The 26,976-nt window shown below is 70.5% G+C and carries 27 protein-coding genes; 13 read left to right on the top strand and 14 right to left on the bottom strand.

The annotated features are described in order from the left end of the window. The first annotated feature begins 109 nt into the window (after window positions 1-109). Window positions 110-3,415, top strand: coding sequence for a S8 family serine peptidase (locus RV986_RS34345; RefSeq protein ID WP_475921094.1), 3,306 nt, complete (start codon window positions 110-112; stop codon window positions 3,413-3,415). Between the two features lie 197 nt (window positions 3,416-3,612). Here RV986_RS34345 and RV986_RS34340 read toward each other — a convergent pair whose 3' ends face one another. Both RV986_RS34340 and RV986_RS34335 read right to left on the bottom strand, forming a co-directional pair. Then, window positions 3,613-4,506, bottom strand: coding sequence for a hypothetical protein (locus RV986_RS34340; RefSeq protein WP_475921093.1), 894 nt, complete (start codon window positions 4,504-4,506; stop codon window positions 3,613-3,615). Between the two features lies 1 nt (window position 4,507). Then, a complete protein-coding gene (locus RV986_RS34335; protein ID WP_475921092.1) occupies window positions 4,508-5,035 on the bottom strand; it encodes an RNA polymerase sigma factor in 528 nt (175 codons plus the stop codon). Between the two features lie 277 nt (window positions 5,036-5,312). Between RV986_RS34335 and RV986_RS34330 the strand changes: the two genes are divergently transcribed. Together RV986_RS34330 and pepN are read left to right on the top strand one after the other, a co-directional pair. Continuing rightward, window positions 5,313-6,329: an aspartate-semialdehyde dehydrogenase gene (locus tag RV986_RS34330; protein ID WP_475921091.1), complete on the top strand. Its 1,017-nt coding sequence runs from the start codon at window positions 5,313-5,315 to the stop codon at window positions 6,327-6,329. Between the two features lie 657 nt (window positions 6,330-6,986). Next, window positions 6,987-9,572: an aminopeptidase N gene (pepN, locus tag RV986_RS34325; protein ID WP_475921090.1), complete on the top strand. Its 2,586-nt coding sequence runs from the start codon at window positions 6,987-6,989 to the stop codon at window positions 9,570-9,572. 83 nt (window positions 9,573-9,655) lie between these two features. Here pepN and RV986_RS34320 read toward each other — a convergent pair whose 3' ends face one another. From RV986_RS34320 to RV986_RS34310, 3 genes are all read right to left on the bottom strand, one after another. After that, window positions 9,656-9,823: an SDR family oxidoreductase gene (locus tag RV986_RS34320; protein ID WP_475921089.1), complete on the bottom strand. Its 168-nt coding sequence runs from the start codon at window positions 9,821-9,823 to the stop codon at window positions 9,656-9,658. Between the two features lie 14 nt (window positions 9,824-9,837). Beyond that, complete coding sequence (locus RV986_RS34315; protein WP_475921088.1) at window positions 9,838-10,335, bottom strand: hypothetical protein; 498 nt, start codon at window positions 10,333-10,335, stop codon at window positions 9,838-9,840. 89 nt (window positions 10,336-10,424) lie between these two features. After that, window positions 10,425-11,867: an FAD-dependent monooxygenase gene (locus RV986_RS34310; protein ID WP_475921087.1), complete on the bottom strand. Its 1,443-nt coding sequence runs from the start codon at window positions 11,865-11,867 to the stop codon at window positions 10,425-10,427. A 326-nt stretch (window positions 11,868-12,193) separates the two neighbouring features. Here RV986_RS34310 and RV986_RS34305 point away from each other — a divergent pair, with 326 nt between their 5' ends. Beyond that, a complete protein-coding gene (locus RV986_RS34305) occupies window positions 12,194-12,805 on the top strand; it encodes a TetR/AcrR family transcriptional regulator (protein ID WP_475921086.1) in 612 nt (203 codons plus the stop codon). 166 nt (window positions 12,806-12,971) lie between these two features. Here the strand turns inward: RV986_RS34305 and RV986_RS34300 are convergent, their stop codons facing one another. The 3 genes from RV986_RS34300 to RV986_RS34290 are packed head-to-tail and all read right to left on the bottom strand — an operon-like array spanning window position 12,972 to window position 15,753. Next, on the bottom strand, window positions 12,972-13,211 hold the full coding sequence (locus RV986_RS34300; protein WP_475921085.1) for a hypothetical protein: 240 nt from the start codon (window positions 13,209-13,211) through the stop codon (window positions 12,972-12,974). Window positions 13,212-13,269: 58 nt separating this feature from the next. After that, on the bottom strand, window positions 13,270-15,513 hold the full coding sequence (gene malQ / locus RV986_RS34295) for a 4-alpha-glucanotransferase (protein ID WP_475921084.1): 2,244 nt from the start codon (window positions 15,511-15,513) through the stop codon (window positions 13,270-13,272). Then, window positions 15,514-15,753 (bottom strand): hypothetical protein, encoded by a 240-nt coding sequence (locus RV986_RS34290; RefSeq protein ID WP_475921083.1) that lies wholly within the window; start codon window positions 15,751-15,753, stop codon window positions 15,514-15,516. Window positions 15,754-16,020: 267 nt separating this feature from the next. On the opposite strand from RV986_RS34290, the gene RV986_RS34285 reads away from it, so the two are divergent. From RV986_RS34285 to RV986_RS34275, 3 genes are read left to right on the top strand one after another with little or no spacing between them, the layout of a single operon-like run. Next, window positions 16,021-16,554 carry a PadR family transcriptional regulator gene (locus tag RV986_RS34285; RefSeq protein ID WP_475921082.1) on the top strand — a complete coding sequence of 178 codons (534 nt, stop codon included), beginning with the start codon at window positions 16,021-16,023 and terminating at the stop codon, window positions 16,552-16,554. Next, window positions 16,551-17,339 carry an ABC transporter ATP-binding protein gene (locus RV986_RS34280; protein WP_475921081.1) on the top strand — a complete coding sequence of 263 codons (789 nt, stop codon included), beginning with the start codon at window positions 16,551-16,553 and terminating at the stop codon, window positions 17,337-17,339. The genes RV986_RS34285 and RV986_RS34280 overlap by 4 nt, the downstream gene beginning before the upstream one ends. Then, on the top strand, window positions 17,336-18,685 hold the full coding sequence (locus RV986_RS34275; protein WP_475921080.1) for an ABC transporter permease: 1,350 nt from the start codon (window positions 17,336-17,338) through the stop codon (window positions 18,683-18,685). The genes RV986_RS34280 and RV986_RS34275 overlap by 4 nt, the downstream gene beginning before the upstream one ends. A 101-nt stretch (window positions 18,686-18,786) precedes the next feature. On the opposite strand, the gene RV986_RS34270 is transcribed toward RV986_RS34275, so the two are convergent. Continuing rightward, window positions 18,787-19,323 (bottom strand): HNH endonuclease, encoded by a 537-nt coding sequence (locus tag RV986_RS34270; RefSeq protein WP_475921079.1) that lies wholly within the window; start codon window positions 19,321-19,323, stop codon window positions 18,787-18,789. Window positions 19,324-19,596: 273 nt separating this feature from the next. Here RV986_RS34270 and RV986_RS34265 point away from each other — a divergent pair, with 273 nt between their 5' ends. Next, window positions 19,597-20,709 carry a mechanosensitive ion channel family protein gene (locus RV986_RS34265; RefSeq protein WP_475921078.1) on the top strand — a complete coding sequence of 371 codons (1,113 nt, stop codon included), beginning with the start codon at window positions 19,597-19,599 and terminating at the stop codon, window positions 20,707-20,709. Between the two features lie 216 nt (window positions 20,710-20,925). After that, window positions 20,926-21,552, top strand: coding sequence for a Uma2 family endonuclease (locus RV986_RS34260; protein ID WP_475921077.1), 627 nt, complete (start codon window positions 20,926-20,928; stop codon window positions 21,550-21,552). 193 nt (window positions 21,553-21,745) lie between these two features. On the opposite strand, the gene RV986_RS34255 is transcribed toward RV986_RS34260, so the two are convergent. Both RV986_RS34255 and RV986_RS34250 read right to left on the bottom strand, forming a co-directional pair. Next, window positions 21,746-22,156, bottom strand: coding sequence for a hypothetical protein (locus RV986_RS34255; protein WP_475921076.1), 411 nt, complete (start codon window positions 22,154-22,156; stop codon window positions 21,746-21,748). Between the two features lie 5 nt (window positions 22,157-22,161). Beyond that, entirely contained in the window at window positions 22,162-22,605 is a 444-nt protein-coding gene (locus RV986_RS34250; protein WP_475924537.1) for an ATP-binding protein, read from the bottom strand. Here RV986_RS34250 and RV986_RS34245 point away from each other — a divergent pair. Together RV986_RS34245 and RV986_RS34240 are read left to right on the top strand one after the other, a co-directional pair. Then, window positions 22,590-23,393 carry a helix-turn-helix domain-containing protein gene (locus tag RV986_RS34245; RefSeq protein ID WP_475921075.1) on the top strand — a complete coding sequence of 268 codons (804 nt, stop codon included), beginning with the start codon at window positions 22,590-22,592 and terminating at the stop codon, window positions 23,391-23,393. The two genes, RV986_RS34250 and RV986_RS34245, sit on opposite strands and share 16 nt — an antisense overlap. 3 nt (window positions 23,394-23,396) lie before the next feature. Continuing rightward, on the top strand, window positions 23,397-23,624 hold the full coding sequence (locus tag RV986_RS34240; protein ID WP_475921074.1) for a DUF397 domain-containing protein: 228 nt from the start codon (window positions 23,397-23,399) through the stop codon (window positions 23,622-23,624). Here the strand turns inward: RV986_RS34240 and RV986_RS34235 are convergent. Continuing rightward, window positions 23,579-23,887 carry a hypothetical protein gene (locus tag RV986_RS34235; RefSeq protein WP_475921073.1) on the bottom strand — a complete coding sequence of 103 codons (309 nt, stop codon included), beginning with the start codon at window positions 23,885-23,887 and terminating at the stop codon, window positions 23,579-23,581. The two genes, RV986_RS34240 and RV986_RS34235, sit on opposite strands and share 46 nt — an antisense overlap. Then, window positions 23,880-24,455, bottom strand: a complete 576-nt coding sequence (locus tag RV986_RS34230) for a hypothetical protein (protein WP_475921072.1) — start codon at window positions 24,453-24,455, stop codon at window positions 23,880-23,882. Before RV986_RS34230 ends, RV986_RS34235 begins: the two co-directional genes overlap by 8 nt. 355 nt (window positions 24,456-24,810) lie before the next feature. Here RV986_RS34230 and RV986_RS34225 point away from each other — a divergent pair, with 355 nt between their 5' ends. Continuing rightward, window positions 24,811-25,647, top strand: a complete 837-nt coding sequence (locus tag RV986_RS34225; protein ID WP_475921071.1) for a hypothetical protein — start codon at window positions 24,811-24,813, stop codon at window positions 25,645-25,647. Between the two features lie 106 nt (window positions 25,648-25,753). Here the strand turns inward: RV986_RS34225 and RV986_RS34220 are convergent, their stop codons facing one another. After that, window positions 25,754-26,314, bottom strand: coding sequence for an NAD(P)/FAD-dependent oxidoreductase (locus RV986_RS34220; protein ID WP_475924536.1), 561 nt, complete (start codon window positions 26,312-26,314; stop codon window positions 25,754-25,756). Between RV986_RS34220 and RV986_RS34215 the strand changes: the two genes are divergently transcribed. Continuing rightward, entirely contained in the window at window positions 26,259-26,885 is a 627-nt protein-coding gene (locus tag RV986_RS34215; protein WP_475921070.1) for a PucR family transcriptional regulator, read from the top strand. The genes RV986_RS34220 and RV986_RS34215 overlap by 56 nt on opposite strands. The last annotated feature ends 91 nt before the right edge of the window (window positions 26,886-26,976 follow it).

The raw sequence follows: 26,976 nt of genomic DNA, 5'->3' as shown, positions 1-26,976 counted from the left end.
AAAGCTGAGCGGTCATCCGGGTCCACATACCGGACTGACGTGATCGCGTCCCGTAGGAACGTCGGGACCGGTCACTCCACGCTCGTTCCTTTACCTACAAGGGATGCTGATGACCGACCCTCAGCGCGCTCCGATATCGGGCGCGAGACGCGTGGCCCGCATCGCCGTGGCCGCAGGCCTGGTGGCCGCGCTCTCCGCGGCCGGGCCGATACCCATGGCCTTCTCCGCGGACCAGGCACCCACCGCACCCGACCCGGGCACCAAGTCCGCGAGCGCCAAGCTCGGTTCGGACGACGCGGACCTCCTCACCGAGGCCAAGGCCGACGGCACGAAGAACGTCACGATGATGATCGCCACCGCACCGGGGCAGACCGAGCAGGTCGCTCGGGAGATGGACGCGGTGAAGGGCGGTATCGTCGGCCGGACCTTCGACAAGGTCGGCTACGTCCGCGCCACCGTCCCGACAGCGCAGGCCGACGCGGCCATCGCCGCCGCCGCGAAGCTCTCCTCCGTGCACGGCATCGACCTGCGCCAGGAGATCGCGCTGGACGACCCGACGCCGAGCGCGGACACCGCCAAGAGCGCAGGCAGCGGGAAGACCACGAGCACTTACTCGGCTCCGGACAAGAACACCCCCGCCGAGAACCCGTACAACCCGTCCTTCGAGACGGGCGCCGTCGACTTCGTGAAGAAGAACCCGAAGGCGGACGGCCGGGGCGTCACCATCGGCATCCTCGACTCCGGCGTGGACCTGGGTCACCCGGCGCTGCAGAAGACCACCACCGGCGAGCGCAAGATCGTCGACTGGGTTACCTCCACCGACCCGGTCTCCGACGGCGACGGCAGCTGGCGGCGGATGACCAAGTCGGTCTCGGGTCCGGCATTCTCCATCACCACAGCCAGCGAGGGCACCGAGACGTTCAAGGCTCCCGAGGGCAGCTACAAGTTCAACTACATGTACGAGGCCGACACTACCGGCGGCGACGAGAAGGGCGACCTGAACCGGGACGGTGACACCACCGACGTCTGGGGCGTGTTGTACGACCCGGCCTCCGGCACCGTGCGCGTCGACGCCAACGACAACCTCGACTTCACCGACGACGAGGCCATGAAGCCGTACAAGGACGGCTTCCAGATCGGCTACTTCGGCAAGGACGACCCGTCGACGGACGTCGTCGAGCGCATCCCGTTCGTCGTCGAGATCCGCAAGGACGTCGTCTACAACGCAGATGGCGCCAAGGCCGACTACGTCAACATCGGCATCATCTCCAGCGAGCACGGCACGCACGTCGCCGGCATCACCTCCGCGAACAGCCTGTTCGGCGGCAAGATGAACGGCGCGGCCCCGGGCGCAAAGATCGTCTCGTCACGCGCCTGCGTCTTCGGCCCCAGCTGCACCAACGTCGCGCTCACCGAGGGCATGATCGACCTCGTCGTCAACCGCGGCGTCGACATCGTCAACATGTCGATCGGCGGTCTGCCGGCCCTCAACGACGGCAACAACGCGCGCGCCGAGCTCTACACGCGTCTCATCGACACCTACGGCGTCCAGCTGGTGATCTCCGCGGGCAACTCCGGCCCCGGCGCCAACACCATCGGCGACCCCGGTCTGGCCGACAAGGTCATCTCGGTCGGCGCGTCCATCTCCAAGGAGACCTGGGCCGCCAACTACGGCTCGGGCGTGGAGAAGAAGTACGCGATGATGCCGTTCTCCTCGCGCGGTCCGCGTGAGGACGGCGGCTTCACGCCGACGCTGACCGCGCCCGGCGCCGCGATCAACAGCACCCAGACCTGGCTGCCGGGCGCCCCGGTCGCCCAGGCGGGCTACGCCCTCCCGGCCGGCTACTCGATGCTCCAGGGCACCTCGATGGCCTCTCCGCAGGCCGCGGGCGCGAGCGCGCTGCTGCTGTCCGCCGCCGAGCAGAAGGGCATCGACCTGACGCCCGCCACCCTGCGCACGGCCCTCACCTCGACCGCCGACCACATCAAGGGCGTCCAGGCGTACGAGGAGGGTGCGGGCCTCATCAACATCGTGGACGCGTGGAAGTCCATCAAGGACGACGCAACCGCCCACGACTACACGGTGAAGGCACCGGTCGACACCGCGATCGACTTTGCGCTCAAGACCCCGGGCTTCGGCACCGGCCTCTACGACCGCGAGGGCGGCCTCAAGGTCGGCGTGAAGAAGTCGTACGAGATCACGGTCACCCGTACGTCCGGTCCGGCCAGGGCGATCCGCCACGAGCTGCACTTCGAGAACAACGCCGGTGACACCTTCAAGATCGTCGGCTCCGACGAGGTCAAGCTCGAACTGAACAAGCCGGTCACCGTCAAGGTCGCCGCGAAGGCCTCCTCGGCCGGTATCAAGAGCGCGATCCTCGAACTCGACGACCCGAGGACCGAGGGCATCGACAAGCAGATCCTGACGACGGTCGTGGTCTCCACGCCGGTCAAGTACACGTTCTCCAAGTCGAGTTCGGTGCAGCGCAACAGCACGCAGTCGTACTTCCTGACCGTGCCCGAGGGCGCCACGTCGCTGGAGGTCGCGATCGGCGGGCTGAAGGACCTGAGCCAGACCCGGTTCATCTCCATCCACCCGTACGGTGTTCCGGTCGAGGACACCGGCACGCCGTACTGCTACAGCAACTACCCCAACACCAACGGCTGCCGGCCCGACGTACGGTCGTACGCGGACCCGCAGGCCGGTGTCTGGGAGGTCGAGGTCGAGGCGCGCCGTACGTCGCCGCTGCTCGACAACCCGTACAAGCTGGACGCCACCGTGCTCGGCGCGGCCTTCGACCCGGCCGTCGTGACGGTCCCCGAGGCCAAGGTCGGCACCCCGGTCTCCGCCTCCTGGAAGGTGACGAACAACTTCGCCGCGATCGACGGCAAGCTGCAGGGCGGCCCGCTCGGTTCCTCCAAGAACGCGCGGCCGACCATCGCCGACGCCGCCACGCAGACCACGACCGTGGACGTGCCCGCGGGCGCCAAGTCCCTCGACGTCGCCATCGGCAACGTCTCCGACACGGCCGCCGACCTGGATCTGACGGTGTACAACGCCGCCGGTCAGGTCGTCGGACAGTCCGCGGACGGCGACTCGGAGGAGGCGGTCTCCATCGCCACCCCCGCCGCCGGTACGTACACCATCGAGGTCGCGGGCTACTCGGTCCCGTCGGGCTCGACGGCGTACGACTACCAGGACGTGTTCTTCTCCTCCGCGCTCGGCACGGTCACGGTCGACGACACCACGCCGGTCAAGCTCGGCACCGGTGCCTCGGCCACGGTGTCCGGCTCGGTCACCGCGGCGGCCCCGGCCCCCGAGGGACGCGAGTTCTTCGGACAGGTCCAGCTGGTGAACGCCCGCGGCACGGTCGCGGGCCTCGGCAGCGTGAAGATCGAGAAGGTCACGCCGTAGCGACCTGATCGATTCACGAACCGGTCAGGTTCACGAACCGGTCAGGTTCACGAAACTGACCGGTTCCCGGCGGGGCGGGTGTCCATACGGGCACCCGCCTTTGCTGTGAGCCGCCCTCCCTCCCTCCCTCCGAGAACAGCCACGTAAAGCTACGAGTGAGCACAGGACGCGATGCCGGAGGTCGCACGCATCGCCGGTCAGCCGGACTCCTCGCAGCGCAGGCCGCGCGATGCGGGCAACGCCTCGGTGATCCAGGCCCGTTCGCGGGCGATGTCCTTCTCGCCGACGGCCTGGACAACGGCGGACTCGCCATGGAGCGGGATTCCGATCAGGACGTGGTCGCCCCGGTGCAGCCGCGGGTCCGCGTCCGCGTCCGTCACGAACGCGATCTCGGCCTTGCCCTTGTCCGGCTTGTAGTAGCGGTCCACGTCGAGGGTGATCCGGTCCTGTCCGGTGCCGGGGACCTGCTCGACCTCGGCGACCGTGCCCTCGGCGACGAGCCGGGTGCAGGCGAGATAGCCCGGGGCGCTGAGCGAGGCGCTGTCACCCGTGCTGTCGCCCGCGCCCGTACTCGCGCCCGTGCTCGCGTTCGCGCTCCCGTCCGGGCTTCCACTGCTCACCGCCTTGGCCCCGCTGCTGTCCGACGCGCCCATCGCGCCGTCCCCGCCCTGCGCGAGCAGCCAGCCCATGCCGACGACCAGCGTGGCGACGGCGGTCGCGGCAAGGGTGCCGAGGGTGACGGCGAGGGCGCCGGGATGCCGGGTGCGCCGCTTGGCGGCCCCCGGTGGGCGACGGGTGCCACGGGCCCGGGGCGAGGGCAGAGACGAGGACGGGGAGGCGGACGCGGACGGGGACACAGCTGAGGGGCGCGTCTGGGTCCCTTCGCCCGTACCCGCCGTCACCGAGGTCTCGTCCTCCGCCAACGCCGCCCCGATCAGGCCCAGTTGTTCCCGCAGCAGTGCCACGTCCGCCGTCGCCGACCGGTGCTCCGCCAGGAACTCCGGGTCGTCGTGGGCCCCTTCGGGCAGCGGTTCGTCGGTGATCGCGGCCCACAGCGCGTCCGCTGCCGCACTGCCTTCGTACTCGGCCATGTCACACCACCTCGTCCTCGTGCAGGCGGGCGCGCAGGGCGCGGACCGCCGAGTGCAGCCTGCTCTTGACCGTGCCCTCCGGGATGTCGAGCTCCTCGGCTATCCCGCGCACGGACAGATCGGCGTAGAAACGCAGGACGAGGACCTGGCGATGGGCGTCGGGCAGCTCGTCCAGCCCCTGCGCCACGGCGAGCGAGAGCACGCTGGAGTCCTCGTCACCGTCGTGCGCCGGCTGCCGCAGCGCGGCGAGGCGCTCACCGAGCCGTTCCTGGCGGCGCTTGGCCCGGTGCCAGTCCATCGCCAGGTTCGAGGCGACCACCGCCACCCAGGCGGACACGTCACGCGGCGCCTCGTCCCCCTTCGCCGCGCGCTCCAGCAACCGCAGGCGGACCTGCTGCACCCCGTCCGGCAGGTCCGCCTGCGGTACGCCGCCGAGCGCGAGGACCGCCCGCACCCGGCGTTCCTGGGCCGCGTCCAGCGGGTCGTCCACCCCCTGGGCACGGCGTGCCTTTCTGCGCAGCACGGCCACCCCTCCCCTCCCGCGTTTCCTCTACGACGCCGGTGCGGGCCAAAACGTTCGGCCGAATTCCACGGAGTCGTACGTCACACCGGGCCGGGGCCCCGAGGACGCGCGCGCCGTACGGCTTGCGGTGCCGGGCGGTGGGCGGACGGTTTTCTTTCGGCCGCCGAACGGTCCCCGTGTCCCACTCCTCGGGCGCCGCCGGCAAAGGATTGGACACGTGGGCACGGGTCAGACGCATGATGGAAGCGCTGGACCACGTAAAACGTACGCAAAGGGAGTCGCCGTGAGGGTCGGAATCGTCGGAGCCACCGGTCAGGTCGGCACGGTCATGCGCAGGATCCTCGTCGAGCGGAACTTTCCCGTTGAGGAACTGCGGCTGTTCGCCTCGGCGCGTTCGGCCGGGACGGTGCTGGACGGCGTGACGGTGGAGGACTCGGCCACGGCCGACTACTCCGGCCTGGACATCGTGCTCTTCTCCGCGGGCGGCGCCACCTCCAGGGCGCTGGCCGAGAAGGTCGCCGCGCAGGGCGCCGTGGTGATCGACAACTCCTCCGCCTGGCGCAAGGACCCGGACGTCCCCCTGGTGGTCTCCGAGGTGAACCCGCACGCGATCGCCGACCGCCCCAAGGGCATCATCGCCAACCCGAACTGCACGACGATGGCCGCGATGCCGGCGTTGAAGCCGCTGCACGAGGAGGCGGGTCTGGAGGCGCTGGTCGTCGCGACGTACCAGGCGGTGTCCGGCTCCGGGCTGGCGGGCGTGGCCGAGCTGCACGGCCAGGCGCTCAAGGTCGTCGCCGACGCCGACAGGCTGACCCACGACGGTGCGGCGGTCGACTTCCCCGAGCCGCACGTCTACAAGCGCCCCATCGCCTTCAACGTGATCCCGCTCGCCGGGTCGGTCGTCGACGACGGTCTCCACGAGACGGACGAGGAGCAGAAGCTCCGCAACGAGTCCCGCAAGATCCTGGAGATCCCCGCGCTCAAGGTCTCCGGCACGTGCGTACGCGTTCCGGTCTTCTCCGGGCACTCCCTCCAGGTGAACGCCCGCTTCGCGCGTCCGATCTCCGTCGAACGCGCCACCGAGCTGCTCGCCGGCGCGCCGGGCGTCGCCCTCTCCGACATCCCGACTCCCCTCCAGGCCGCCGGTCAGGACGCGTCGTACGTCGGCCGTATCCGTGCCGACGAGACCGTCGAGCACGGTCTCGCGCTCTTCGTCTCCAACGACAACCTTCGCAAGGGTGCGGCGCTGAACGCGATCCAGATCGCGGAACTGGTGGCGACCGAACTCAAGGGCTGACACCCGCGCGACCGCACCGGTCCACCACGCCCCCAAAACCGGGGCTACGCCCCGCCGCGGCCCCCACCCACCCCATATCGCTCGACTACCGGCCGGTGGGGGCTCGTCGCGCCGTTCCCCGCGCCCCTCAAGCCGGGGCTACGCCCCGAACCCCCACCCACCCCATATCGCTCGACTGCGGGCCGGTGGGGGCCGATCGCGCAGTTCCCCGCGCCCCTGAAACCGGGGCTACGCCCCGCCGCCCCCACCCACCCGAAGCCGCTCGACTGCGGGCCGGTGGGGGCTCGTCACGCCGTTCCCCGCGCCCCTGAGGGCGGGGCTGCGCCCCGGATTCTCTGCGTGTCCGGATTCTCTGCGTGTCCGGAGTCTCTGCGTGTCCGGAGTCGTTCGGGTGGCTGTCGGTGTGGTGGGGGCTCGGTGCGGGGTTTGCCGCGCTGGGGCTCTGTTGTCAGTGCGGGGCGGCACCACTCAGCCCGTCCGGCGATTGAGGACGAGGCCGTTCAGGCCGAACGGGGGTCTGGGGGCGGAGCCCCCAGGTACGGGAGGGGACGGGTAGGGGCGGCGGAGGCGAGGAATCGGTCGTGGGGAACGGACATCGCATCCGTGCAGGTCCCATGGAAGGATGGCGCAACCGTCACATAACGAGGAGATGACCGCGTGCCTGGCACAAACCTGACCCGCGAAGAGGCTCAGCAGCGGGCAAAGCTGCTCACCGTTGACTCGTACGAGATCGATCTCGACCTCTCGGGCGCGCAGGAGGGCGGCACCTACAGGTCCGTGACCACAGTGCGCTTCGACGTCGCGGAGAGTGTCTCGGAGAGCGGCACGGAGACCTTCATCGACCTGGTGGCTCCGACCGTTCACGAGGTGACTCTGAACGGGGACGCCCTCGACCCCGCCGAGGTCTTCAAGGACTCGCGGATCGCCCTCCCGGGGCTGCTCCAGGGCCACAACGTCCTGCGGGTCGTCGCGGACTGCGCGTACACCAACACCGGCGAGGGTCTGCACCGTTTCGTCGACCCGGTCGACCAGCAGGCCTACCTGTACACCCAGTTCGAGGTCCCGGACGCCCGCCGCGTCTTCGCGTCCTTCGAACAGCCCGACCTCAAGGCCACCTTCCAGTTCACCGTGAAGGCGCCCACCGGCTGGACCGTCATCTCCAACTCGCCGACGCCCGAGCCCAAGGACGACACCTGGGTCTTCGAGCCGACACCGCGGATCTCCACGTACATCACCGCGCTGATCGTCGGGCCGTACCACTCCGTCCACAGCGTGTACGAGAAGGACGGGCAGAGCGTTCCGCTCGGCATCTACTGTCGGCCCTCGCTCGCCGAGTTCCTCGACTCGGACGCGATCTTCGAGGTCACCCGGCAGGGCTTCGACTGGTTCCAGGAGAAGTTCGACTACGCGTACCCGTTCAAGAAGTACGACCAGCTCTTCGTGCCGGAGTTCAACGCCGGCGCGATGGAGAACGCGGGTGCCGTCACGATCCGCGACCAGTACGTGTTCCGGTCCAAGGTCACCGACGCCGCGTACGAGGTGCGCGCCGAGACCATCCTGCACGAGCTCGCCCACATGTGGTTCGGCGACCTCGTGACCATGGAGTGGTGGAACGACCTCTGGCTGAACGAGTCGTTCGCGACGTACACCTCCATCGCCTGCCAGGCGTACGCCCCCGGCTCCCGCTGGCCGCACTCCTGGACCACCTTCGCCAACTCCATGAAGACGTGGGCGTACCGGCAGGACCAGCTGCCCTCCACCCACCCGATCATGGCCGAGATCAACGACCTGGACGACGTCCTCGTCAACTTCGACGGCATCACTTACGCGAAGGGGGCGAGCGTGTTGAAGCAGCTCGTCGCCTACGTCGGCATGGACGAGTTCTTCAAGGGCGTGCAGGCGTACTTCAAGCGGCACGCGTACGGCAACACGCGCCTCAGCGATCTGCTGGGCGCCCTGGAGGAGACCTCCGGGCGCGACCTGAAGAACTGGTCGGAGAAGTGGCTCCAGACCGCCGGCATCAACATCCTGCGCCCGGAGGTCGAGACCGACGCGAACGGTGTCATCACCTCCTTCGCGATCCGCCAGGAGGCTCCGGCGCTCCCGGCGGGTGCGAAGGGCGAGCCGACCCTCCGGCCGCACCGCATCGCGATCGGCCTCTACGACCTCGACGACGACAGCGGCAAGCTGCTGCGCGAGGAGCGCATCGAGCTGGACGTCGACGGTGAGCTGACCGCCGTGCCGGAGCTGATCGGCAAGCGCCGCCCGGCCGTCTTCCTGCTCAACGACGACGACCTGTCGTACGCCAAGGTCCGCCTCGACGAGGACTCGCTCGCCTTCGTCACCGAGCACCTCGGCGACTTCGAGTCCTCCCTGCCGCGCGCCCTGTGCTGGGCCTCGGCCTGGGACATGACCCGCGACGGGGAGCTCGCCACCCGCGACTACCTCTCCCTCGTCCTGTCGGGCATCGGCAAGGAGTCCGACATCGGCGTGGTGCAGTCGCTGCAGCGCCAGGTGAAGCTGGCGATCGAGCTGTACGCCGACCCGACGGCCCGCGAGGCGCTGCTGACCCGCTGGACCGACGCGACGCTCGCACACCTGCGCGCGGCCGAGTCCGCCGGCGACCACCAGCTCGCCTGGGCGCGCGCCTTCGCCGCGACCGCCCGTACGCCGGAGCAGCTGGACCTCCTGGAGGGCCTGCTGGAGGACCGGGAGAGCATCGAGGGCCTCGCCGTCGACACCGAGCTGCGCTGGACGTTCGTGGAGCGGCTCGCGGCGGTCGGGCGCTACGACGAGGCGGAGATCTCCGCCGAGGCCGAGCGCGACAAGACGGCGGCGGGTGAGCGGCACGCGGACACGGCCCGTGCGGCGCGTCCCACCGAGGAGGCGAAGACGGAGGCGTGGGCCTCGGTCATCGAGTCCGACAAGCTCCCCAACGCCGTACAGGAAGCGGTGATCAGCGGCTTCGTGCAGACCGACCAGCGTGAGCTGCTCGCCCCGTACACGGACAAGTACTTCTCCGTGGTCAAGGACATCTGGGACTCCCGTTCGCACGAGATCGCCCAGCAGATCGTGATCGGTCTCTACCCGTCGATCCAGGTCTCCCCGGAGACCCTCGCCCGGACGGACGCGTGGCTGGCCTCCGCCGAGCCCACCCCGGCCCTGCGGCGGCTGATCTCGGAGTCCCGCTCCGGGGTCGAACGCGCGCTGAAGGCCCAGGCGGCGGACGCGGCGGCGTCCTAGCAGCAGTCGGCGGTACGTGAGTGGGGGCGCCCGGCATTGTGCCGGGCGCCCCTTCTTCACATCAACGCGCGGGCCCGGTGGCCCTAGCCCGGGAACATCCCGCCGGTGACGTTGACGAAGGTGCCGGTGATGCCGCCCGCATGGTCGGAGGCGAGGAAGGCGGCGGTGGCCGCGATCTCGGGGAGGGCCGGGTCACGACGGGTCATGCGCATGCCCGCCAGGTTGGCCAGCAGCGAGTCGCTGGTCGGCACGGGCGCCCGGTCCCTCAGACCGCCATGGCGACCCGGCTCGCCCTGACGCGTATCACGGCGAGCCGGCCCAGGACCTGTGCCAGCGCCATCAGCAGCAGCGCGGCGGTCCAGGCATCGGAACCGGTGATCAGGTTGTCGCGGCTGAACCGCGCCACACTGCCGGAGCCGCCGTGATCGACCCAGTACTCGAATCCGAAGCGCGAGGCCATGCCGACGATCCACAGGAGCGCGGCGAGTGCCCCGGCGCGGGCGAACGCGACCCCGTCCGAGGCGCGGCTCAGCCGGGTGGCCGCGCCGCAGGCGACGCCCAGGGCCGCGCCTACGACGCCACAGACGACATCGAGCCGGAGGTCGTGCCCCTGGGTCGGGAAGGACTTCAGGTAGTAGGCGGCCGCGCCGGCGACGGCCGCGATCGGCAGCAGCGTGCTGTGCAGTGTCTGCCGGATGCCTCGGATCTGCGGGACAACGAGGAGGACAAGGGTCGCGGAGATGAGGTAATCGGTCGTCGTCATGCCCCTGAGCTTGCCTTTCACGACGCGGCACCGCCTCGGCTCCAGGGTGGAGCAGAGGGTGGATTCCGCCCTCAACCCACGGGTTGAGATCAGTCGCCCACCGCGGCCGTCACCGCCGCCTCGACCGCCGCCGCGTCGGGCGCTTCGGCGGCCCAGGCCACGTATCCGTCGGGCCGCACGAGCAGCGCCGTACGCCGGTCGCTCGCCCAACTCTCCACGGTGAGACGGCCGTTGCGGTCCCGCACGTCGTACGAGCCCGCGGCCGCCCCCGGTACGACGAGGACGAACCTGCCGCCGCGCAGAGCCTCGTAGAGGCGGCCGCTCTTCAGGGCGACGTCGGGGACGCGGGTGCCGACGAGGGCGTGGGAGCCGCGCGGGGCCGGGTAGGCGAACCCGATGCCCGTGATCTGGCCCGTGACCTTCCGGCCGACGGGGCCGACGCCGTTGAAGACCGTGGTGAGCGCGGTGCGCAGCGCCAGTGTCCAGGGGCGCTTGGCCATCGCCAGCCGGACGATCCCACCACTGCTGCGCAGCACCGCCTTGCCGACGGGGTGACGCTCGGCCTGATAGGTGTCCAACAGGTCCGTGTCCGCATAGCCGTTGACGACCAGGGCGAGCTTCCAGCCGAGGTTCGCCGCGTCCTGGAGACCGGTGTTCATACCCTGGCCACCGGCCGGGGTGTGGACGTGGGCGGCGTCACCGGCGAGGAAGACCCGGCCGACGCGGTACGCGGGTGCCTGGCGCTCGTCGCTGTGGAAGCGGGACATCCAGCGGGCGTCGTGCATGCCGTAGTCGCGGCCGAGGGAGAGCCGGGTGATCTCCTTGACCTCGTCGAGGTCGAGCGGCTCGCTGTCGGGGACGTCACGGCCGCGGTGCCAGCCGATCACGCGGTAGTAGCCGTCGCCGAAGGGCGCGATGAAGGCGAAGGCGTCACCGACGGCGTTGGCGGTCAGGATCGACTCCGGCTCCTCGGCGAGCAGGACATCGGCGAGGACGACGGACCGGATGACCGACTTCCCGGGGAACGGCAGAGCGACCGCCTCCCGCACCGTGCTGCGCATCCCGTCCGCCCCGACGACGTACGCGGCCGCCAACTCCCCCTCTTCCCCGTCCGCACCCCGGACTTCGAGCGTGACGCTCTCCGCGTCCTGGCGCAGTCCGGTCACCTCGGTCTCGTACACGAACCGCACCCCGGCCTCGACCGCCCGCCGCTCCAAGGCCTCCTCCACCTCGTACTGCGGGATCACGAGCAGGTGGTTGAAGCGGGAGGGGAGCGTGTCGAGCGTGAGGGAGAGCCTGCCGAAGAGGCGGATACGGTCGAGAGTCCGGCCGCGGGTCTCCAGGTCGTCGGCGAGACCGCGGGCGTCGAGCTGCTCCAGGGTGCGGGCGTGCAGCACGAAGGCGCGGGAGAGGTTGCCGGCCTTGTGCGGGCGCTTCTCGACGAGAGTGACGGGGACACCGGCGGTGGCGAGGTCGCCGGCCAGCAGGAGGCCGGTGGGACCGGCGCCGACGACGATCACGTTCCGGAGCATGGCGGCACCGGTGGTGCCAGTTGTACCGGTAGTGCCTGTGGTGCCGCCGGTGCCACCTGTGCCACCTGTGCCACCTGTGCCACCTGTGTCTGTGGCGCCGTTCGCCTTGCCGTTCTTCTTGCCGTTCATGGCGGCCTCCCGATGCCAACACTCGTGGGCCAACGCCCGTCGGTCAACATTTGCCGGTCGGTTTCCACCGATCCGTATCCGTCGGTCAACGCTTGTTGGTCAACACTTGTTGGTCAACGCTTGTTTGTCAACGCTTGTTGGTCAACATGGAGCACCCTCTCTGGACTGTCAACAGATGTTGACCTACGGTTGTTGGCATGCCCGACAAGGAACTCCTCGCACCCGCCCCGCCCCCGACGGCCCCCGCAGCCCCCGCGGCCCGCCGTTCGGACACCACCCGCACCGCCATCCTCACCGCCGCGCGCGAACGCTTCGCCGCCGATGGCTATGAGCGCGCCACGATCCGCGCGATCGCCAAGGACGCGCGGATCGATCCGTCGATGGTGATGAGGTACTACGGCTCGAAGGAGGGACTGTTCGCCGCGGTCCTCGATGTCGACCTGCGGCTGCCGGACCCGGCCGGGCTGAACCCGCACGAGGTGGGTCGTGTCCTGGTGAACCACTTCCTCGACCTCTGGGAGGAGAACGAGGTGCTCACCGTGATGCTCCGGGTCGGTGTGACCAATCCGGCCGGGGCCGAGCGTATGCGGGGCATCTTCCGGGACCAGCTCATGCCGGTCGCGCTGCGGGTCTGCCCCGACCCGGAGCAGGCGCCGGTGCGGGCCGCGCTGACCGCCTCACAGGTGCTGGGCCTGGCGCTGGCCCGCTATGTCCTGTCCATCCCGCCCGCCGTCGCACTGCCCCGCGAGGAGGTCGTGGCATGGCTGGCACCGACGGTGCAGCGCTATCTCACGGCGCCGCACCCATAGAAACGCGTCGGTAGAAACACGTCGATAGAAACACGTCGGTCGGAGTCCGTGAAACGCGTCGAGGGAGCCCGCGCACCGAGTGGGTGCGCGGACTCCCTCGACCGAGAGATTCCAGTCCTCGGTGGGAGACCGAGGCTTCGGGAAACGAGCCGGAAGCGAGCCGGGGTCAGCTCTGCTTCTGCTGCTTGTGGGACTTGTCCAGGGCCATCACGAGGCCCGCGATGACCAGGAACAGCACGATCGGCGCGGCGACGTAGAGGCCGAGCGTGTCGATCACGCTCAGGCCCTTGCCGGGGTCGTCACCGTCGTCGCGGGTCAGCGCGAGCGCGGGGGACGACATGAGCAGCATCATCAGCGTCGTACCGGAAGCCAGGGCGCCGGCGCGCAGGGCGTTCTTCTTGTCCACGGTGCAAACGTAGCGAACACCTGAATGAGGCGCGCGCCCGGGGTGCCATACGAAGGCCTCAGCCCCCGTACTCGCCCCCGTACACGCCCCCGTACGCACCTCCGTCCGCACCCGCGCCCGCCCCCTTGACACCCCCCTCGGCACCCTCCTCGACGTCACCCTCGCCCTCACTCCCACCGCGGTCGCCGGAGCGCGCCCGCAGCACATCGACCAGTGCGTAGAGCCGGGGTGAGGCGGCCAGTTCCTCCAGTGTCACCGGGCGGCCGTCCACGTCGGCGATGGGCAGTCGCCAGTTCGGATACTGGTCCCAGGTGCCGGGCAGGTTCTGCGGGCGCCGGTCGCCGACCGCGTCCGGGAGCCAGACGCCGATCATGCGGGCCGGGGTGCGCAGCAGGAACCGGTGCACGGCCTGGATCTCGGCCTCCTCCGACACCGCGGCTCCCGCGCCGCTCGCGCCGTGCAGCAGCCCGAGCCGGGTGAGCAGCGCCAGCCACTCCCCCACCTCCGCCGCGGCCGCGGCCCGCTCCTCCGCCAGGTTGCCGGTCAACAGGCCGAGCCGGTCGCGGAGTTCGACGTGGTCGCCGGTGAGCCGGGAGGCGGTGGGGGGCAGGTCGTGGGTGGTGGCGGTGGCGAGGCAGTCGGTGCGCCAGCGCTCGGGAGGCAGCGGTCGGCCGTCGCCGTCCCAGTCGCGCTCGAACCACAGCACCGAGGTGCCGAGCACCCCGCGCTCGTGCAGCGCCTCGCGCACCCCGGGCTCGACGGTGCCGAGGTCCTCGCCGATCACCAGCGCCCCGGCCCGCGAGGCCTCCAGGGTCAGGATCGCGAGCATGGCCTCCCCGTCGTAACGGACGTACGTGCCCTCCGTGGGCGGCCGGCCCTGCGGCACCCACCAGAGCCGGAACAGGCCCATGACATGGTCGATGCGCAGGGCGCCTGCGTACCGGAAGAGGGCGCGCAGGAGGCGGCGGTAGGGGGCGTAGCCGGAGGCGGCCAGCCGGTCGGGGCGCCAGGGCGGCAGGCCCCAGTCCTGGCCGCGTGCGTTGAAGGCGTCCGGGGGCGCGCCGACGGACATGCCCGCCGCGAAGTACTCCTGCTGCGCCCACGCGTCGGCCCCGCCGGGATGCACCCCGACCGCGAGGTCGTGCACGAGGCCCACCGCCATGCTCGCGTCGCGCGCCGAGCGCTGCGCGGTGGCGAGCTGGGCGTCGGTGAGCCAGGCGAGGCGGCTGTGGAAGTCGACGCGGTCCATCAGTTCGCCGCGGGCACGGGCGGTTTCGGGCGAGCGGGGGTCGCGCAGACCCGTCGGCCACTTCTGCCACTCGGGGCCGTACGCCTCGGCGAGCGCGTACCAGGTGGCGTGGTCCTCCAGCGCCTCGCCCTGTTCGGCGAGGAAGTCGACGTACGCGGCCCGCCGTCCGGGCCCGAGCGGCACTTCGCGGACCAGTTCCAGTGCCTCGCGTTTGAGCTCCCACACGGCGTCGCGGTCGATCAGCGCGCCCTTGTGCAGGACGGATGCGCGCAGTCGCTCGGCGCGCTCCAGCAGCGCCCGCACCCGGTCCGGGTCGTCGACGTAGGCGAACTCGGGGACGTCCTCGACCCGCAGGTGCACCGGGTCGGGGAAGCGCCGGGAGGAGGGCCGGTACGGGGAGGGGTCGGTGGGGGCGCCGGGTACGGCCGCGTGCAGGGGGTTGAGCTGCACGAATCCGGCGCCGAGCGCCCGGCCCGCCCAGGCGGTCAGTTCGGTGAGGTCGCCGAGGTCGCCCATGCCCCAGGAGCGCTCGGAGAGGAGGGAGTAGAGCTGGACGAGGAGTCCGTAGGTGCGTCCGGGCGGCGCGGGCAGCCGGGCGGGGGCGACGACGAGGTGGACGTCGGCGCCGCGGCCGTCGGGTGCGGTGGCGCGCAACGCGTGGACGCCGGGCGGCAGTCGCTCGGCCGTGGCGCGGGTCTCGCCCTGTTCGGTGGTGATGCGCAGCCGGGTGCCGGCGGGCAGTCCGGCGAGCACGGCGGGCGGGTCGCCGCCCCAGCACACCACTGTCGGCGGCAGCAGCCGCTCCCGTGCCTCGGCCTCGCCGGCGGCGAGGGCCGCGCGGACGGTGTCCGGGGTGCTCGCGTCGACGCCGAGCGCCGCCAGGGCCGCGACGACCGCGGTGTCGGTGGCCGCGACCGTACGGTCCGGGGAAGGGCTGTAGGAGGTGGCGACACCGTGCAGCGCGGCCAGCCGCGCCAGCGGTGCGCGCGGGTCCGGAGGGTCGGCGGACGAGGAGTCGTCGGACGAGGGGGCCGCGGGCGGGGAAGGCGCCATCTATACCCCCGAGACGTCCGCTGCGGCGCCGGTGGAGAGGGGCTCGCTGGTCAGGTGCGCGGCATCGGCCAGCGGCGGCTCACTGGTCAGCGGCTCGGCGTCGGGGAGGGGAGGTTCGCTGGTCAGCGGCAGTTCGGCGCAGGCGCCCTCGGCGCTGAAGACACACACATGGGGTGCGGCGGAGGGTTCAGCCGGGCGTTTGGAGAGGGCCGAGAGCAGAAGGTGCGCCGATGCGGCCACGGGGGGACTCCTTGTCGTCGTACGGCTGGAAGCGGGTTACCGCAGCTCTACCCAGCGGGCGCCACGGCAGACGTACCCGGACGAACAACGTGGTTATGGCCACATTCCGCTCCGGCACGCCGACCGCGGTCCGGGGCGCCTCCTGCCGAGATTGCGGAGATCGCAGAGATCGCAGAGATCGCAGAGATCGCAGAGATCGCAGAGATCGCAGAGATTCTCGACCGCCACTATTCACTCAGTACATATATTGAGTACATACTGATCTCCATGAGCACCCGCCACATCCTGCTGGGGCTGCTCGCCGGAGGGCCCAGCCACGGCTATGACCTCAAGCGACGGCACGACGAACGCTTCCCGCAGGCCCGCCCACTGGCCTACGGGCAGGTCTACACGACCTTGCAACGCCTGGTCCGCGACGGTCTCGCCGAGGTCGACGGAACCGACTCGGACGGCGGCCCGGAGCGGACGACGTACCGGTCCACCGACGACGGCACCCGTGAACTGGCCCGCTGGGCCGGGGAGATCGCCCCGCCGGCGCCCTTCGTCGCCAACGAGATCTTCGCCAAGGTCGTCGTCGGGATCCTCGCCTCGACGGACGCCGCCGGCTATCTGCGGGCACAACGCGCCGCACACATGGCACGGATGCGCGAGCTGACCGCGGTGAAGACGGCCCCCGGTGCCGATCTCGCGACCGTGCTGTCCGCCGACTACGCCCTCACCCACCTCGACGCCGATCTCCGCTGGATGGACACCACCGCGGCCCGGCTCACCACTCTGACCGCGGAGGTCGACGCCGCATGAGCGACAACAGCAAGAGCAGCGCGCGCAGCGATAGGGGCGATACGGGCAACGTAAGCGGTCCGCTGCTGGCGGCCCGGCGCCTCGTCAAGACGCACGGCTCCACCCCGGCGCTGCGCGGCGCCTCGCTGGAACTGCGCACCGGCGAGATCCTGGCCGTCACCGGGGCCAGCGGCAGCGGGAAGTCCACGCTGCTGCACTGTCTGGCGGGAATCGTCCGGTCCGACGAGGGCACGGTGGAGTACGCCGGTGAGCGCCTCGACCGGCTCCCCGAGAGACGGCTCAGCGAACTGCGCCGCACCGACTTCGGCGTGGTGTTCCAGTTCGGGCAGCTGATCCCCGAACTGACCGTCCTCGACAACGTGGCGCTGCCACTGCTGCTCGCGGGCACCGAGCGTACGGCGGCGCGGGAGCGGGCCGGTGCGTGGCTGGAACGGTTCGGCGTACGTGGGCAGGAGTCGCTGCGGCCCGGCGAGCTGAGCGGTGGCCAGGCCCAGAGGGTCGCGCTGGCGCGGGCCCTGGTGACCGGCCCGGCGATCGTCTTCGCGGACGAGCCGACCGGCGCGCTCGACTCGCTCGCCGGTGAGCAGGTCATGACCGCGCTGGCGCACACCGCCCGCGAGTCCGGCACCGCCGTACTGCTGATCACCCATGACGCCCGGGTCGCGGCGTACGCGGACCGCGAGGTGTCACTGCGGGACGGACTCGTGGTCACGGACACCGACATGGGAACAGGCACGGCGGCAGGCACCCGCACGGCCGGGACCTCCGCGGAGGTGACCCGATGACGACCGAACTCCGGCTCGCCCTGCTGCTGACCCGCGGTTCCGACCGGCGGGAGTGGTGGCGGGTCACGCTCACGGCCGTGGGCGCGGGCCTCGCCACGGGCTTCGCTCTGGCCGCCGTCGCGGTCGCCTCGCTCGACGGTCGGTACAGCATTTCTCTCGGCAACGGCCTGCTGGACCGGCCCGGCGAGCGCTCGGGCATCGTCCTCGCGCTGCTGCTCCTGCTGGTCCCGGTGCTGGGCTTCCTCGGACAGTGCGCACGCATCGGTGCCGTGCACCGTGACCGACGGCTGGCCGGGCTGCGGCTGGCGGGGGCCTCCGCAGCCCAGGTACGGCGGATCGCCGCGCTGGAGGCGGGGCTCGCCTGTCTCACGGGCGCGGCGGTCACCACGGTCTTCTCCGCGCTGCTCCTGCTGACCCGGTGGCAGCGGCCGCCGGGCGTCGTGTGGGCCGGGTTCGCGCTGATCACGGTCGCCGTTCCGGTGCTGGGCGCGCTGGTGAGCACGCTGGCCCTGCGCCGTGTGGTCGCCTCGCCGCTGGGCCGGGTGCGACGGGTGCGACGGGTGCGCCCGAGCGGTGGCCGGAGGCCGGGGCGCGTGTTCCTGGTGGCGTCGCTGTCGCTGTCGGCCGTGGGGATCGCGCTGGCCCCGAGGGCCTTCGGCGGGTTCGGCACGGCTCCGCTGTCGGCTCTCGTCCTGGTGATCGTCACCGGTATGGGGGCCGTCTGGCTGGCCGGCGCCACGGCCCGGCGCATCGGGCGTCGGCTCCCGGCCCGCACCGGGAACCCGGCGGTACTGATCGCCGCCGAACGTCTGCGCGACGACCCGTGGGCCGCCGCCCGCACCCATGCCGCCGTCCTGATGGTGACCGTCGTGGGCACCGGCTTCGTCGGCGTCCGGGAGGTGCTGCTGCAGAAACTCGACGAACGCGGGCCCCATTCCCTCGCCGCGAGCATGTCCTTCTACACCACCGGTGTCGACCTGACCGGCGCGGCCGTCCTGATCGCCCTCGCGATCACCCTCTCCGGGCTCGCCGTGGGCACCGCCGAGTCCCTGGCCACCCGCCGCCGGGGCCTGGCCGCGCAGGCCGCCGCCGGAGTGCCGCAGGCCGTACTGGGCAGGGCGTTGCTCCTGGAGACCGCCCTGCCGCTGGCTCCCGCGGTCGCGCTGGCCGGCGCCGGGGGCATGGCGATCAGCGTCTGGTACGCGAGTCTCGCCGGCAGCGGATCGGTGCCGCTGCTGCCGCTGCTGGTACCGGTAGTCGTCCACGCGGCCTGTCTGCTGGCCGCCGCCACGTCACTGCCGCTGCTCCGCCGCTCCGTGCACCCGGCCGAGCTGCGCTACACCTGACCTGCGGACACGGCCGGCTCCCCGGGAGGCACGGGGGTCCTCCTGGGGAGCCGGAACGGGCGGTGGGAACGCCGTACGGAGGAACACAAAAGCCCGGATCGTCAGGCGGAAATGCCGTCGATCCGGGCCATCGCATCCTCCGCGCCGTACGGCTGCAGGTAAGGCAGCCAGCGCGGGTCCCTATGTCCCGTTCCGATGATGCGCCAGGCGAGCCCCGTCGGCGGGGCGGGTTTATGGCGCAGGCGCCAGCCGATCTCGACCAGGTGACGGTCGGCCTTGGTGTGATTGCAGCGGCGGCACGACGCCACCACGTTGTCCCAGGCGTGCTGACCCCCGCGGGAGCGCGGGATGACGTGGTCGACGCTGGTTGCGACGCCACCGCAGTACATGCACCGGCCGCCGTCGCGGGCGAACAGCGCTCGCCTGGTCAGCGGAACGGGCCCCCGATAAGGGACCCGTACGAACCTCTTCAGCCGGACCACGCTGGGTGCGGGGACAGTAACGGTTGCGCTATGCATAAAGGCGCCGGATTCCTCTAGGCAGACAGCCTTGTTCTCCAGGACGAGGATGAGCGCGCGGCGGAGCGGTACGACGCCGAGTGGCTCGTACGACGCGTTGAGGACCAGGACATGCGGCACGGATGCCTCCTATTACGCCGGCGGCGCGTGGCTCGCGCCGGGACGATCTGCAGTCAGTCTCCCCTCTTGCCTGGTGGAAGCGCCACCATGTGCCGGTAACGGGCTGGGAGTGTTTTCGACCACACCCTCATTCCTCCCCAGGTGAGGACGGTCTCTCCCCCGAGCATGGCAACGAGCCTCGCACATTGCCCCGTTAGTGTGGTGGTTCTGCCCGCCGGTGCCCACACATGTCCCCAAGCCGCGGGCGGACCGCTACGCCTGGAGGTACCTGCCGTGTTCTCGACCGTCCTGCCGGCCGCAGGGTCCACCCCGTCGCCCTCCCCCTCGGCGACGACGGACCCTACGGTCCCCACGCTTCAGGACGCCCAGGAAGGCGCGAACAACGCCGCGAGCTGGGTCGAGCAGAACTGGTCCACGTGGCTGGCCATCGGTCTGCGCGTGCTGCTGATCCTGGTGATCGCGGTGGTACTGAGAGTGGTGGTCCGGCGGGCGATCACCAAGCTGATAGACCGGATGACGCGCACGGTCCAGGCGGTCGACGGCACGGCGCTCGGTGGCCTCCTGGTGAACGTGGAGCGCCGCCGCCAGCGCTCCCAGGCCATCGGTTCCGTCCTCCGCTCGGTCGCCTCCTTCCTGATCATGGGCACGGCCGCGCTGATGGTCCTGGGCACGTTCCAGATCAACCTGGCCCCGCTGCTGGCCTCCGCCGGTGTTGCGGGCGTGGCGATCGGTTTCGGTGCCCGCAACCTGGTCACGGACTTCCTCTCCGGCGTTTTCATGATCCTGGAGGACCAGTACGGCGTCGGCGACACGATCGACGCGGGCGTCGCCTCCGGCGAGGTCGTCGAGGTGGGCCTGCGCGTCACCAAGCTGCGCGGCGACAACGGCGAGATCTGGTACGTCCGCAACGGCGAGGTCAAGCGCATCGGCAACCTCTCCCAGGGCTGGGCCACGGCCGGCGTCGACGTGACCGTCCGCGCCTCGGAGGACCTGGACCGCGTCCATTCCGTCCTGAACGAGGTCGCCGAGGCGATGAGCAAGGAAGAGCCCTGGAACGAGCGCCTGTGGGGTCCGATCGAGGTGCTGGGTCTGGACAGCGTCCTGCTCGACTCGATGGTCGTCCGCGTCTCGGCGAAGACCATGCCCGGCAAGGCCCTCTCGGTCGAGCGCGAACTCCGCTGGCGCGTCAAGCGCGCCTTCGACGCCGCGGACATCCGCATCGTCGGCGGCCCCACGGCACCCCTGGAGGAGGAGCCCGTCGACCCGACCGCCGCGGTGGCCGCGCCGTCGGTCCTCGGCAACCCGGCGTCCCCGCAGTCGGAGGCGGCGACACCGATCGTCCCGGCGCCCGCGGCGGCTCCGGCTTCGTCGAGCGCTCCGAAGTAGAGGCTGCAGCTGCACGTACGAGGGGGCGGCGCCCGGGTGTTCCGGGTGCCGCCCCCTCGTACGTGCGCCCCCTGACCGCCGTAACGGTTCAGCACGCTCGTTCGAGTGAACGCGCACGGAATTGCCAGGCAGCAGGGCGTGCGATTGGCCCATCGTTCTGCCGGGGCACCCGGCACGGGCGTAGCCTGGCATCAGCGTGACGAGGGAGAGCCATCGATGAGCGCCGAACCCATCATGGAGCCGGTCATGAACCCGCTGCAGGACCCCATCGATCTGTTGATCGCGTTCGAAGAGGCGTCTGAGGCGCCCATTCGACCCGAGTACGTCGAGGGGACGGTCATCGTGCCGCCGCAGCCGAACCACAAGCACAACAACGGGGCTTTCAAGCTCGCCGTTCAGTTCGACTCAGCCGGGCACCTGGTTGGCATGGGAAACGGCTACCGGGCCGCCCACAAGGACGGCACGACCATGTCCCTGCTCATCCCGGATTTCTATGTACTACGCCGCGAGCCCACCGAGCTCGACGACTCGTACCTCAAGGCGCACAAGGGCTGGTACCCCGTCGACATGATCACCCTGGTCGGCGAAGTGACCTCCACCAACCACGAAACGGACACCGGCCCCAAGCTGCGCACCTACGCCGCCGCGGGCGTCCCCGTCTACGTCCTGATCAACCGCAACGCGAAGACGGCCCACTGCTACACCGACCCGATCCTCCCCGGCGACGACCCCACGGAGGCGTACTACGACTCCGACATCAAGGTCGACCTGGGCGAGCCGCTCCCGCTGCCCGCTCCGTACCCGACGCTTGAGACGGCTGCCTTCCTGGAGACGGCTGAGTGACACTCGGTCACATTCCGCGAGGTCTCGCCGTGCGGCCGGAAGCCGTCACCCACACCAGCTCACCTGCACCACGCCTCTTCGCTCCCCGCGCGCATCCGTCAGACAGTCGGGCATGAGACGCCCCCGGCTCTCGGCGCGCGCCACATCCGGGAGCCCGTCCAACAGGTTGTCCTGAAACGGCTCCCAGTGCCAGTCAGCCACCGGTGACCTCACGGTGCGCGGCCCGCACGATCTCACCGGCCTCGCGGATGGCGCGGTCCCGTACGGCCGGGTCCGGGCCGCTGATCGCCTGCTCGGCGGCGTGCAGGCGACGTGCCGTCTCGGGGTGCCGCTCGATCTCGACGACGACGCCCCACTGCCGGTAGAACATCCGGATCGGTACGACACTGTCCTCGTCACCGGCCCGCACAAAGGCCTTCTGCAGGTCCTCGAAGAACTCGGGGAGACGGGACGGCGCGACCGTCGCCACCGCCTGACGCAGGGCCGGAAGCGTGAGCTCGGGCCGGGGGATGAGCGGACCGTCCCCGTCCGCGTACGGCATGGTCATCGGCCGCCCCTTCCGCTCGTCCAGCGCCTTTTCGGCACGTGCCCACGCCAGCGCCATTCCCGTCACTCCTCCGCTCCCGCGAACAGATCGGCTCGCCCCGTCAGGCCCCACTCCGCGTACACCGTCTTGCCGATGCTCCGGGGCTCGCTTCCCCAGCGATGAGCCAGCGCTCCGACGAGTAACAGCCCCCGTCCGAACTGTTCGGTGCCCTCCGCCGCACGCGGACCCGGCAGCCGCTCGCCGCGCGGGTCGCTCACCTCGACCCGGAGTACGGAGTCGGTGGCCGTGATGCGTACGCGAATGAGCCGGTCCCGGAGGCTGCCGTGCAGCAGCGCGTTGGTCATCAGCTCGGAGACGACAAGGGCGACGTCCCCGGCGAGGGCGGGGTGCCCCCACTCCGTGACGAGCCGTGCGGCTCTGCGGCGGGCGGGGGTGACGCTGCGGGCGAGGGGGGTGTAGTCGAGACGGTCCTCGTGGCGAACTCCTGCGTTTGCGTGATGCGGCAGGCAAGACCCAGCAGCAGGCCGCCGAGTCCATCAACGCGACCGGCACCAAGATCGTGAAGATGGAGCGCGGCTGGGTGCCGATGCGAGACCCGGACATCCGGGTGCTGTGCGAGTTCTACGGCACCGAGGACCGCAAAGTCGTCGGCCGACTAATGGAGCTGGCAAGGTTGGACCGCGAGCGTCGCAAGGCCAAGGGATGGTGGCAGCACTCACCGAACGCGGGAGCGCTGGCCGAGTACATCGCGATGGAGGACATCGCCAGTAGGGTCCGCACCTGGCAGCTCTCCCTGATCCCAGGCTTGTTCCAGACCGCTGAGTACGCACGCTCACTGGCCGTCAGCGATGGAGTGTGGGAGGACCCGGACGAGATCGAGCGCATCGTGGAGGTTCGCATGCGCCGCCAGGGACGCCTGCACGACGAACATCCGCTCAAGGTGTACGCGGTCATCTGGGAAGCGGCGCTACGGCAGTTGGTCGGCGGTCCGAACGTGATGCGCGCCCAGTTGGAGCATCTGCTGGACGTCGCGAAACTCCCGAACGTCCGCCTTCAGGTGCTCCCGTTCCATACGGGCGGGCACCCCTGCATCACAGGCCCGTTCAGTATCGTCTCGTTCGCGGAGACGGAAGCTGTCGACGTGGTGCACGTGGACACCATCGTCTCTACCGTATGGGTGGAGAACGAGCCCGAGAGCGCCACGTACAGCAGCTTCTTCGACCGGACGGCCCGCCTCAGCCTCGCCCAACACGATGCCACTCTGCTCATCGACCGCATCCGCCAGGAGATCTGACCCGTGCCTGAGTTCAGCTTCATAAAGTCCAGCTACAGCAGTTCCGGCGGCGAATGCCTCGAAGTCGCCCGCAACATCCCCGGCACCATAGCCATCCGCGACTCCAAGTCCCCCGACGGCCCGATACTCCGCCTCACCCCAACCGTCTGGGCGCAGTTCACCACATCAGGACCCACGCTCAGCCGTCAGCCGGTCCGCTCACGCCCCGTCGCGAAGAACTTCCCCACATAGGCGCCGGAAGGCAGGTCACTCTCCCGCATGAGCGAGAAGACCTCGGCCCCCTCCCCCGGCACCCCGTCCATCCGGAACGCCTCGGCGAAGCCGGTGTACTCGGTGGACTCCAGCGCCGCGCAGTACTCGCCCGCCTCGGCCTCCGCGCGGCCGATGGCCTCGTCCAGGGAGCCGGCGGTCCACAGCGTCACCCGCTCCTCGTAGACGCCCAGTTCACGATGGCGGAAGACACACCGGACGCCGTACCACGGCTGCTCATCCACGGGCGGTCCCGGACTCCAGCCCGGTGGCCCCGGCTATCTGGCACACCGCGGCGAACGAGGACCCCTTGCCCAGTCCGGCCACCCCCAGGAGTCCCTCACCGTCCCGGACGTCGAGGACGACGTCTCCCGAGGGCGCGTCGAAGGACATCGATCCCCAGACGGACTGCTTCCCCCGCCCGGGACGCCACCGGAAGTGGATCTCCTCGTGGCCCTTCTCGGCGACGAGGAACGCCCGCTCCGATGCCGCCAGCTTTTCGCGGACCCGCTCCTGCCACCCGTCCGAGACGGGCACCGGGCGCAGTACGTGCGTCTGTCGGTCGTCCAGCGCCTCGACGGAGAGCGGGATGCCGGCCGCACCGGCCCGTCGCCGCAGCGACCGGACCCCGACAGCCGCCGTCGCGAACGTGAGGATCCCCCATATCAGAGGGATGAAGACCAGTTCCCCGCTCACGAAATCCCACGTGAAACCGTCGTTCACAAGGTCGATGAACATCATGGTGAGCGCCAACGGCACGCACTTGGCCGCGGCCGCACGCCAGCAGGCCATCAGCAGCTTCACGACCTTCATGAGCGAGGCCCCCGCCCCGCCCCACCCCGCACCAAACGGTTCACCCTCATGTGGCCGGATCCTATGAACAAGAACCTGTGAAGGTGACCGGATATCGACCCGCCACCATCCCCCTTTGACGTCGCATCACCGTCCCCAACGTCGCAGATCACCTCAAAGCTCCGCACCCACTCCCACCTGTGCATCTGCCGATTGTGACGAAGCCGTGATGCGTCCGGAGCGCGCCCTCGAAATTGATCCCCTTCACATACCCCCCATATTTCGGCCACATCCGGAGGCCGTCTACTGTCGCCTCAACAGCGGCCCTTGTTCTGGAGCTCAACGCCCAGGGGCCCGCTTCGAATGTGGGGAATTCATGCGCAAGTACGCCATAGGCGCCGTCGTTTCCGGTGCCCTGGCCCTGTCCGCCCTGGCCGTGCCGTCCGCGTCGGCCGCCACGCCGGACCTCACCTTCTCCAAGGTGGTGGTCAACAAGGGCAAGGCGATCGTCGTCGGCACCACGAGCACGGTGAAGATCCCGATCACGTACACCCTGACCCGCCCGGCCGACCTCGTCATCGACCAGAAGACGAACTTCGCGGGCGTCACGCTCTACCGCGGTGCGTCACTCTCGAAGATAGAGAACGAGATGGAGCCCGACGCGGTTCCGAGCTGCACCGCGACCACCACGACCGCCACCACGGTCACGGAGTCCTGCACGGAGGTCATCGCCCTCGACCCGCAGGACTACCTGTACGACGCGTCGGACGCCGGCACCTGGAAGTCCGCCGGCTTCTACGGCCGCATGTCCCAGGACACCGACGGCTCCGACGGCCACGTCGGCGTGAATTACAGCTACGACCTCTGGGGCCCGCTCGGCTCCGCACAGGTCAAGCGCGCCGCCAAGCTCACCACCGACGCCACCCCCGAGCCGGTGAAGAAGGGCCAGACCCTCACCGTCAAGGGCTCGCTGACCCGCGCCGACTGGGCGACCAGCAAGTACTCCGGCTACCGGGGCCAGCGGGTCACCCTGCAGTTCAAGGCCAAGAACGCCACCGCGTACAAGACGGTCAAGACGGTGACCTCCGGCACGGCGGGCGCCCTCACCACCACGGTCAAGGCCTCGGTGGACGGTTCGTACCGCTACACGTTCGCGGGTTCGGCCACCACGGGCGCCGCGACGGCCGCGGGCGACTACGTCGACGTGAAGTAGACGAGGACGGGTCCTTCTCCGACCCGCCCCAAGGAGCCCCCGCCACGGACGAATTCGTCCGTGGCGGGGGCTCCTTCACGACCCGCTCAGGCAACTGGGCGTTCCGTCAGCCCCGGAGCCGGTCGAAGCGGAACGGTGCCGGCGCCTCCGGCCGGTCACCCGTGCGGATGGACTCCACGAGCCTGTGCCCGGTGACCGGGCCCAGGGTGACGCCGAGCATGCCGTGGCCGGTGGCCGCGAAGGCGTTGTCGTGGCCCGGGACACGGTCGATCACCGGGAGTCCGTCGGGCAGGAACGGGCGCCCGCCGATCCAGGGGTCGCGGATCAGGCTCACCAGGTCGTCCGGGTCGTCGAACCAGCGGCCCAGGTAGTGCCGGCTCGCGAGGGCGACGGCGACGATCCGACGCCAGTCGAGGCGGTTGTCGTTGCCGCTCAGCTCCATCGTGCCGCCGATCCGCGTGGTGCCGCCGATCGGTGAGGCGACGGCCCTGCGTTCGCCGAAGTAGAGGGTGTGCCGGGGCGCCGGGTCCAGATCGACCGAGAAGCTGTAGCCCTTGCCCGCCTGGAGGGGCAGTGGACTGCCCAGGGAGCGCAGCAGGTCCGGGGAGCGCATGCCGGCCGCGATCACGGCGGCCGAGCAGGGGATCTCGCCCTGGGCGGTGCGCAGTGCGGTGACCCGTCCGCCGGCCGTCCGGAATCCGGTGGCCTCCCCGGCCGCCGACTGCCGACGGGTCACCGACGTCATCGCCGCCCAGGACGGTCTCAGCGCCCGCGCCGGCATCGGCGAACCGGCCGCCACCGTCGGCGGTCTGCACGACTCCTACCAGGACGCCTGTGAGGCACTCCGCCTGGGCGGCCGGCCGGCGGGCACGTCGTCCGTCCACCCGATCGCCGATCTGCGGGTCCACCAGGTCCTGGCCGCGGTCAGCCAGCCCGCCCGCCACCGCCTGCTGGAGCTCACCGCGGCGGCGGACCTGCGCGCCCAGCCGGACTGGCCGGTGCTCCGGGACACCATCACCGCCTGGTGCGAGAACGGGTTCAACCTGGTGGCCGCGTCCGCGGCCCTGCACATCCACCGCAACACCGTCGTCTACCGAATGCACAAGATCGAGCAGATCACCGGCCGTCCGCTGCGTGAGCACCGGACCACCATGGCCCTGTATCTCGCCTGCCTGACCGACCAGTTGGGCCCCGGCGCCACCCCGCCGAAGGGTGACCCGGCAGTCCTCCCGAGGTAACGACTTCGTTGCCGGCGGCGGCCGGTATTGACGCCTCCCTCACCTGAGGCCTACGTTCCCCCCACCGAACAGGAAACTTTCCTAACAGTGA

The sequence above is a fragment of the Streptomyces sp. RLA012 genome (assembly GCF_056270325.1).
This window is presented reverse-complemented; position numbering and strand designations above follow the sequence as displayed.

What these genes read in the sequence shown, in the direction of transcription:
- RV986_RS34345 (WP_475921094.1), top strand. Translation starts at nt 110, where the DNA reads ATGACCGACCCTCAGCGCGCTCCGATATCGGGCGCGAGACGCGTGGCC.
- RV986_RS34340 (WP_475921093.1), bottom strand. Translation starts at nt 4,506, where the DNA reads ATGGCCGAGTACGAAGGCAGTGCGGCAGCGGACGCGCTGTGGGCCGCG.
- RV986_RS34315 (WP_475921088.1), bottom strand. Translation starts at nt 10,335, where the DNA reads ATGACGACGACCGATTACCTCATCTCCGCGACCCTTGTCCTCCTCGTT.
- RV986_RS34310 (WP_475921087.1), bottom strand. Translation starts at nt 11,867, where the DNA reads ATGCTCCGGAACGTGATCGTCGTCGGCGCCGGTCCCACCGGCCTCCTG.
- RV986_RS34305 (WP_475921086.1), top strand. Translation starts at nt 12,194, where the DNA reads ATGCCCGACAAGGAACTCCTCGCACCCGCCCCGCCCCCGACGGCCCCC.
- malQ (WP_475921084.1), bottom strand. Translation starts at nt 15,513, where the DNA reads ATGGCGCCTTCCCCGCCCGCGGCCCCCTCGTCCGACGACTCCTCGTCC.
- RV986_RS34285 (WP_475921082.1), top strand. Translation starts at nt 16,021, where the DNA reads ATGAGCACCCGCCACATCCTGCTGGGGCTGCTCGCCGGAGGGCCCAGC.
- RV986_RS34280 (WP_475921081.1), top strand. Translation starts at nt 16,551, where the DNA reads ATGAGCGACAACAGCAAGAGCAGCGCGCGCAGCGATAGGGGCGATACG.
- RV986_RS34275 (WP_475921080.1), top strand. Translation starts at nt 17,336, where the DNA reads ATGACGACCGAACTCCGGCTCGCCCTGCTGCTGACCCGCGGTTCCGAC.
- RV986_RS34260 (WP_475921077.1), top strand. Translation starts at nt 20,926, where the DNA reads ATGAGCGCCGAACCCATCATGGAGCCGGTCATGAACCCGCTGCAGGAC.
- RV986_RS34255 (WP_475921076.1), bottom strand. Translation starts at nt 22,156, where the DNA reads ATGGCGCTGGCGTGGGCACGTGCCGAAAAGGCGCTGGACGAGCGGAAG.
- RV986_RS34230 (WP_475921072.1), bottom strand. Translation starts at nt 24,455, where the DNA reads ATGAAGGTCGTGAAGCTGCTGATGGCCTGCTGGCGTGCGGCCGCGGCC.
- RV986_RS34225 (WP_475921071.1), top strand. Translation starts at nt 24,811, where the DNA reads ATGCGCAAGTACGCCATAGGCGCCGTCGTTTCCGGTGCCCTGGCCCTG.
- RV986_RS34215 (WP_475921070.1), top strand. Translation starts at nt 26,259, where the DNA reads ATGCCGGCCGCGATCACGGCGGCCGAGCAGGGGATCTCGCCCTGGGCG.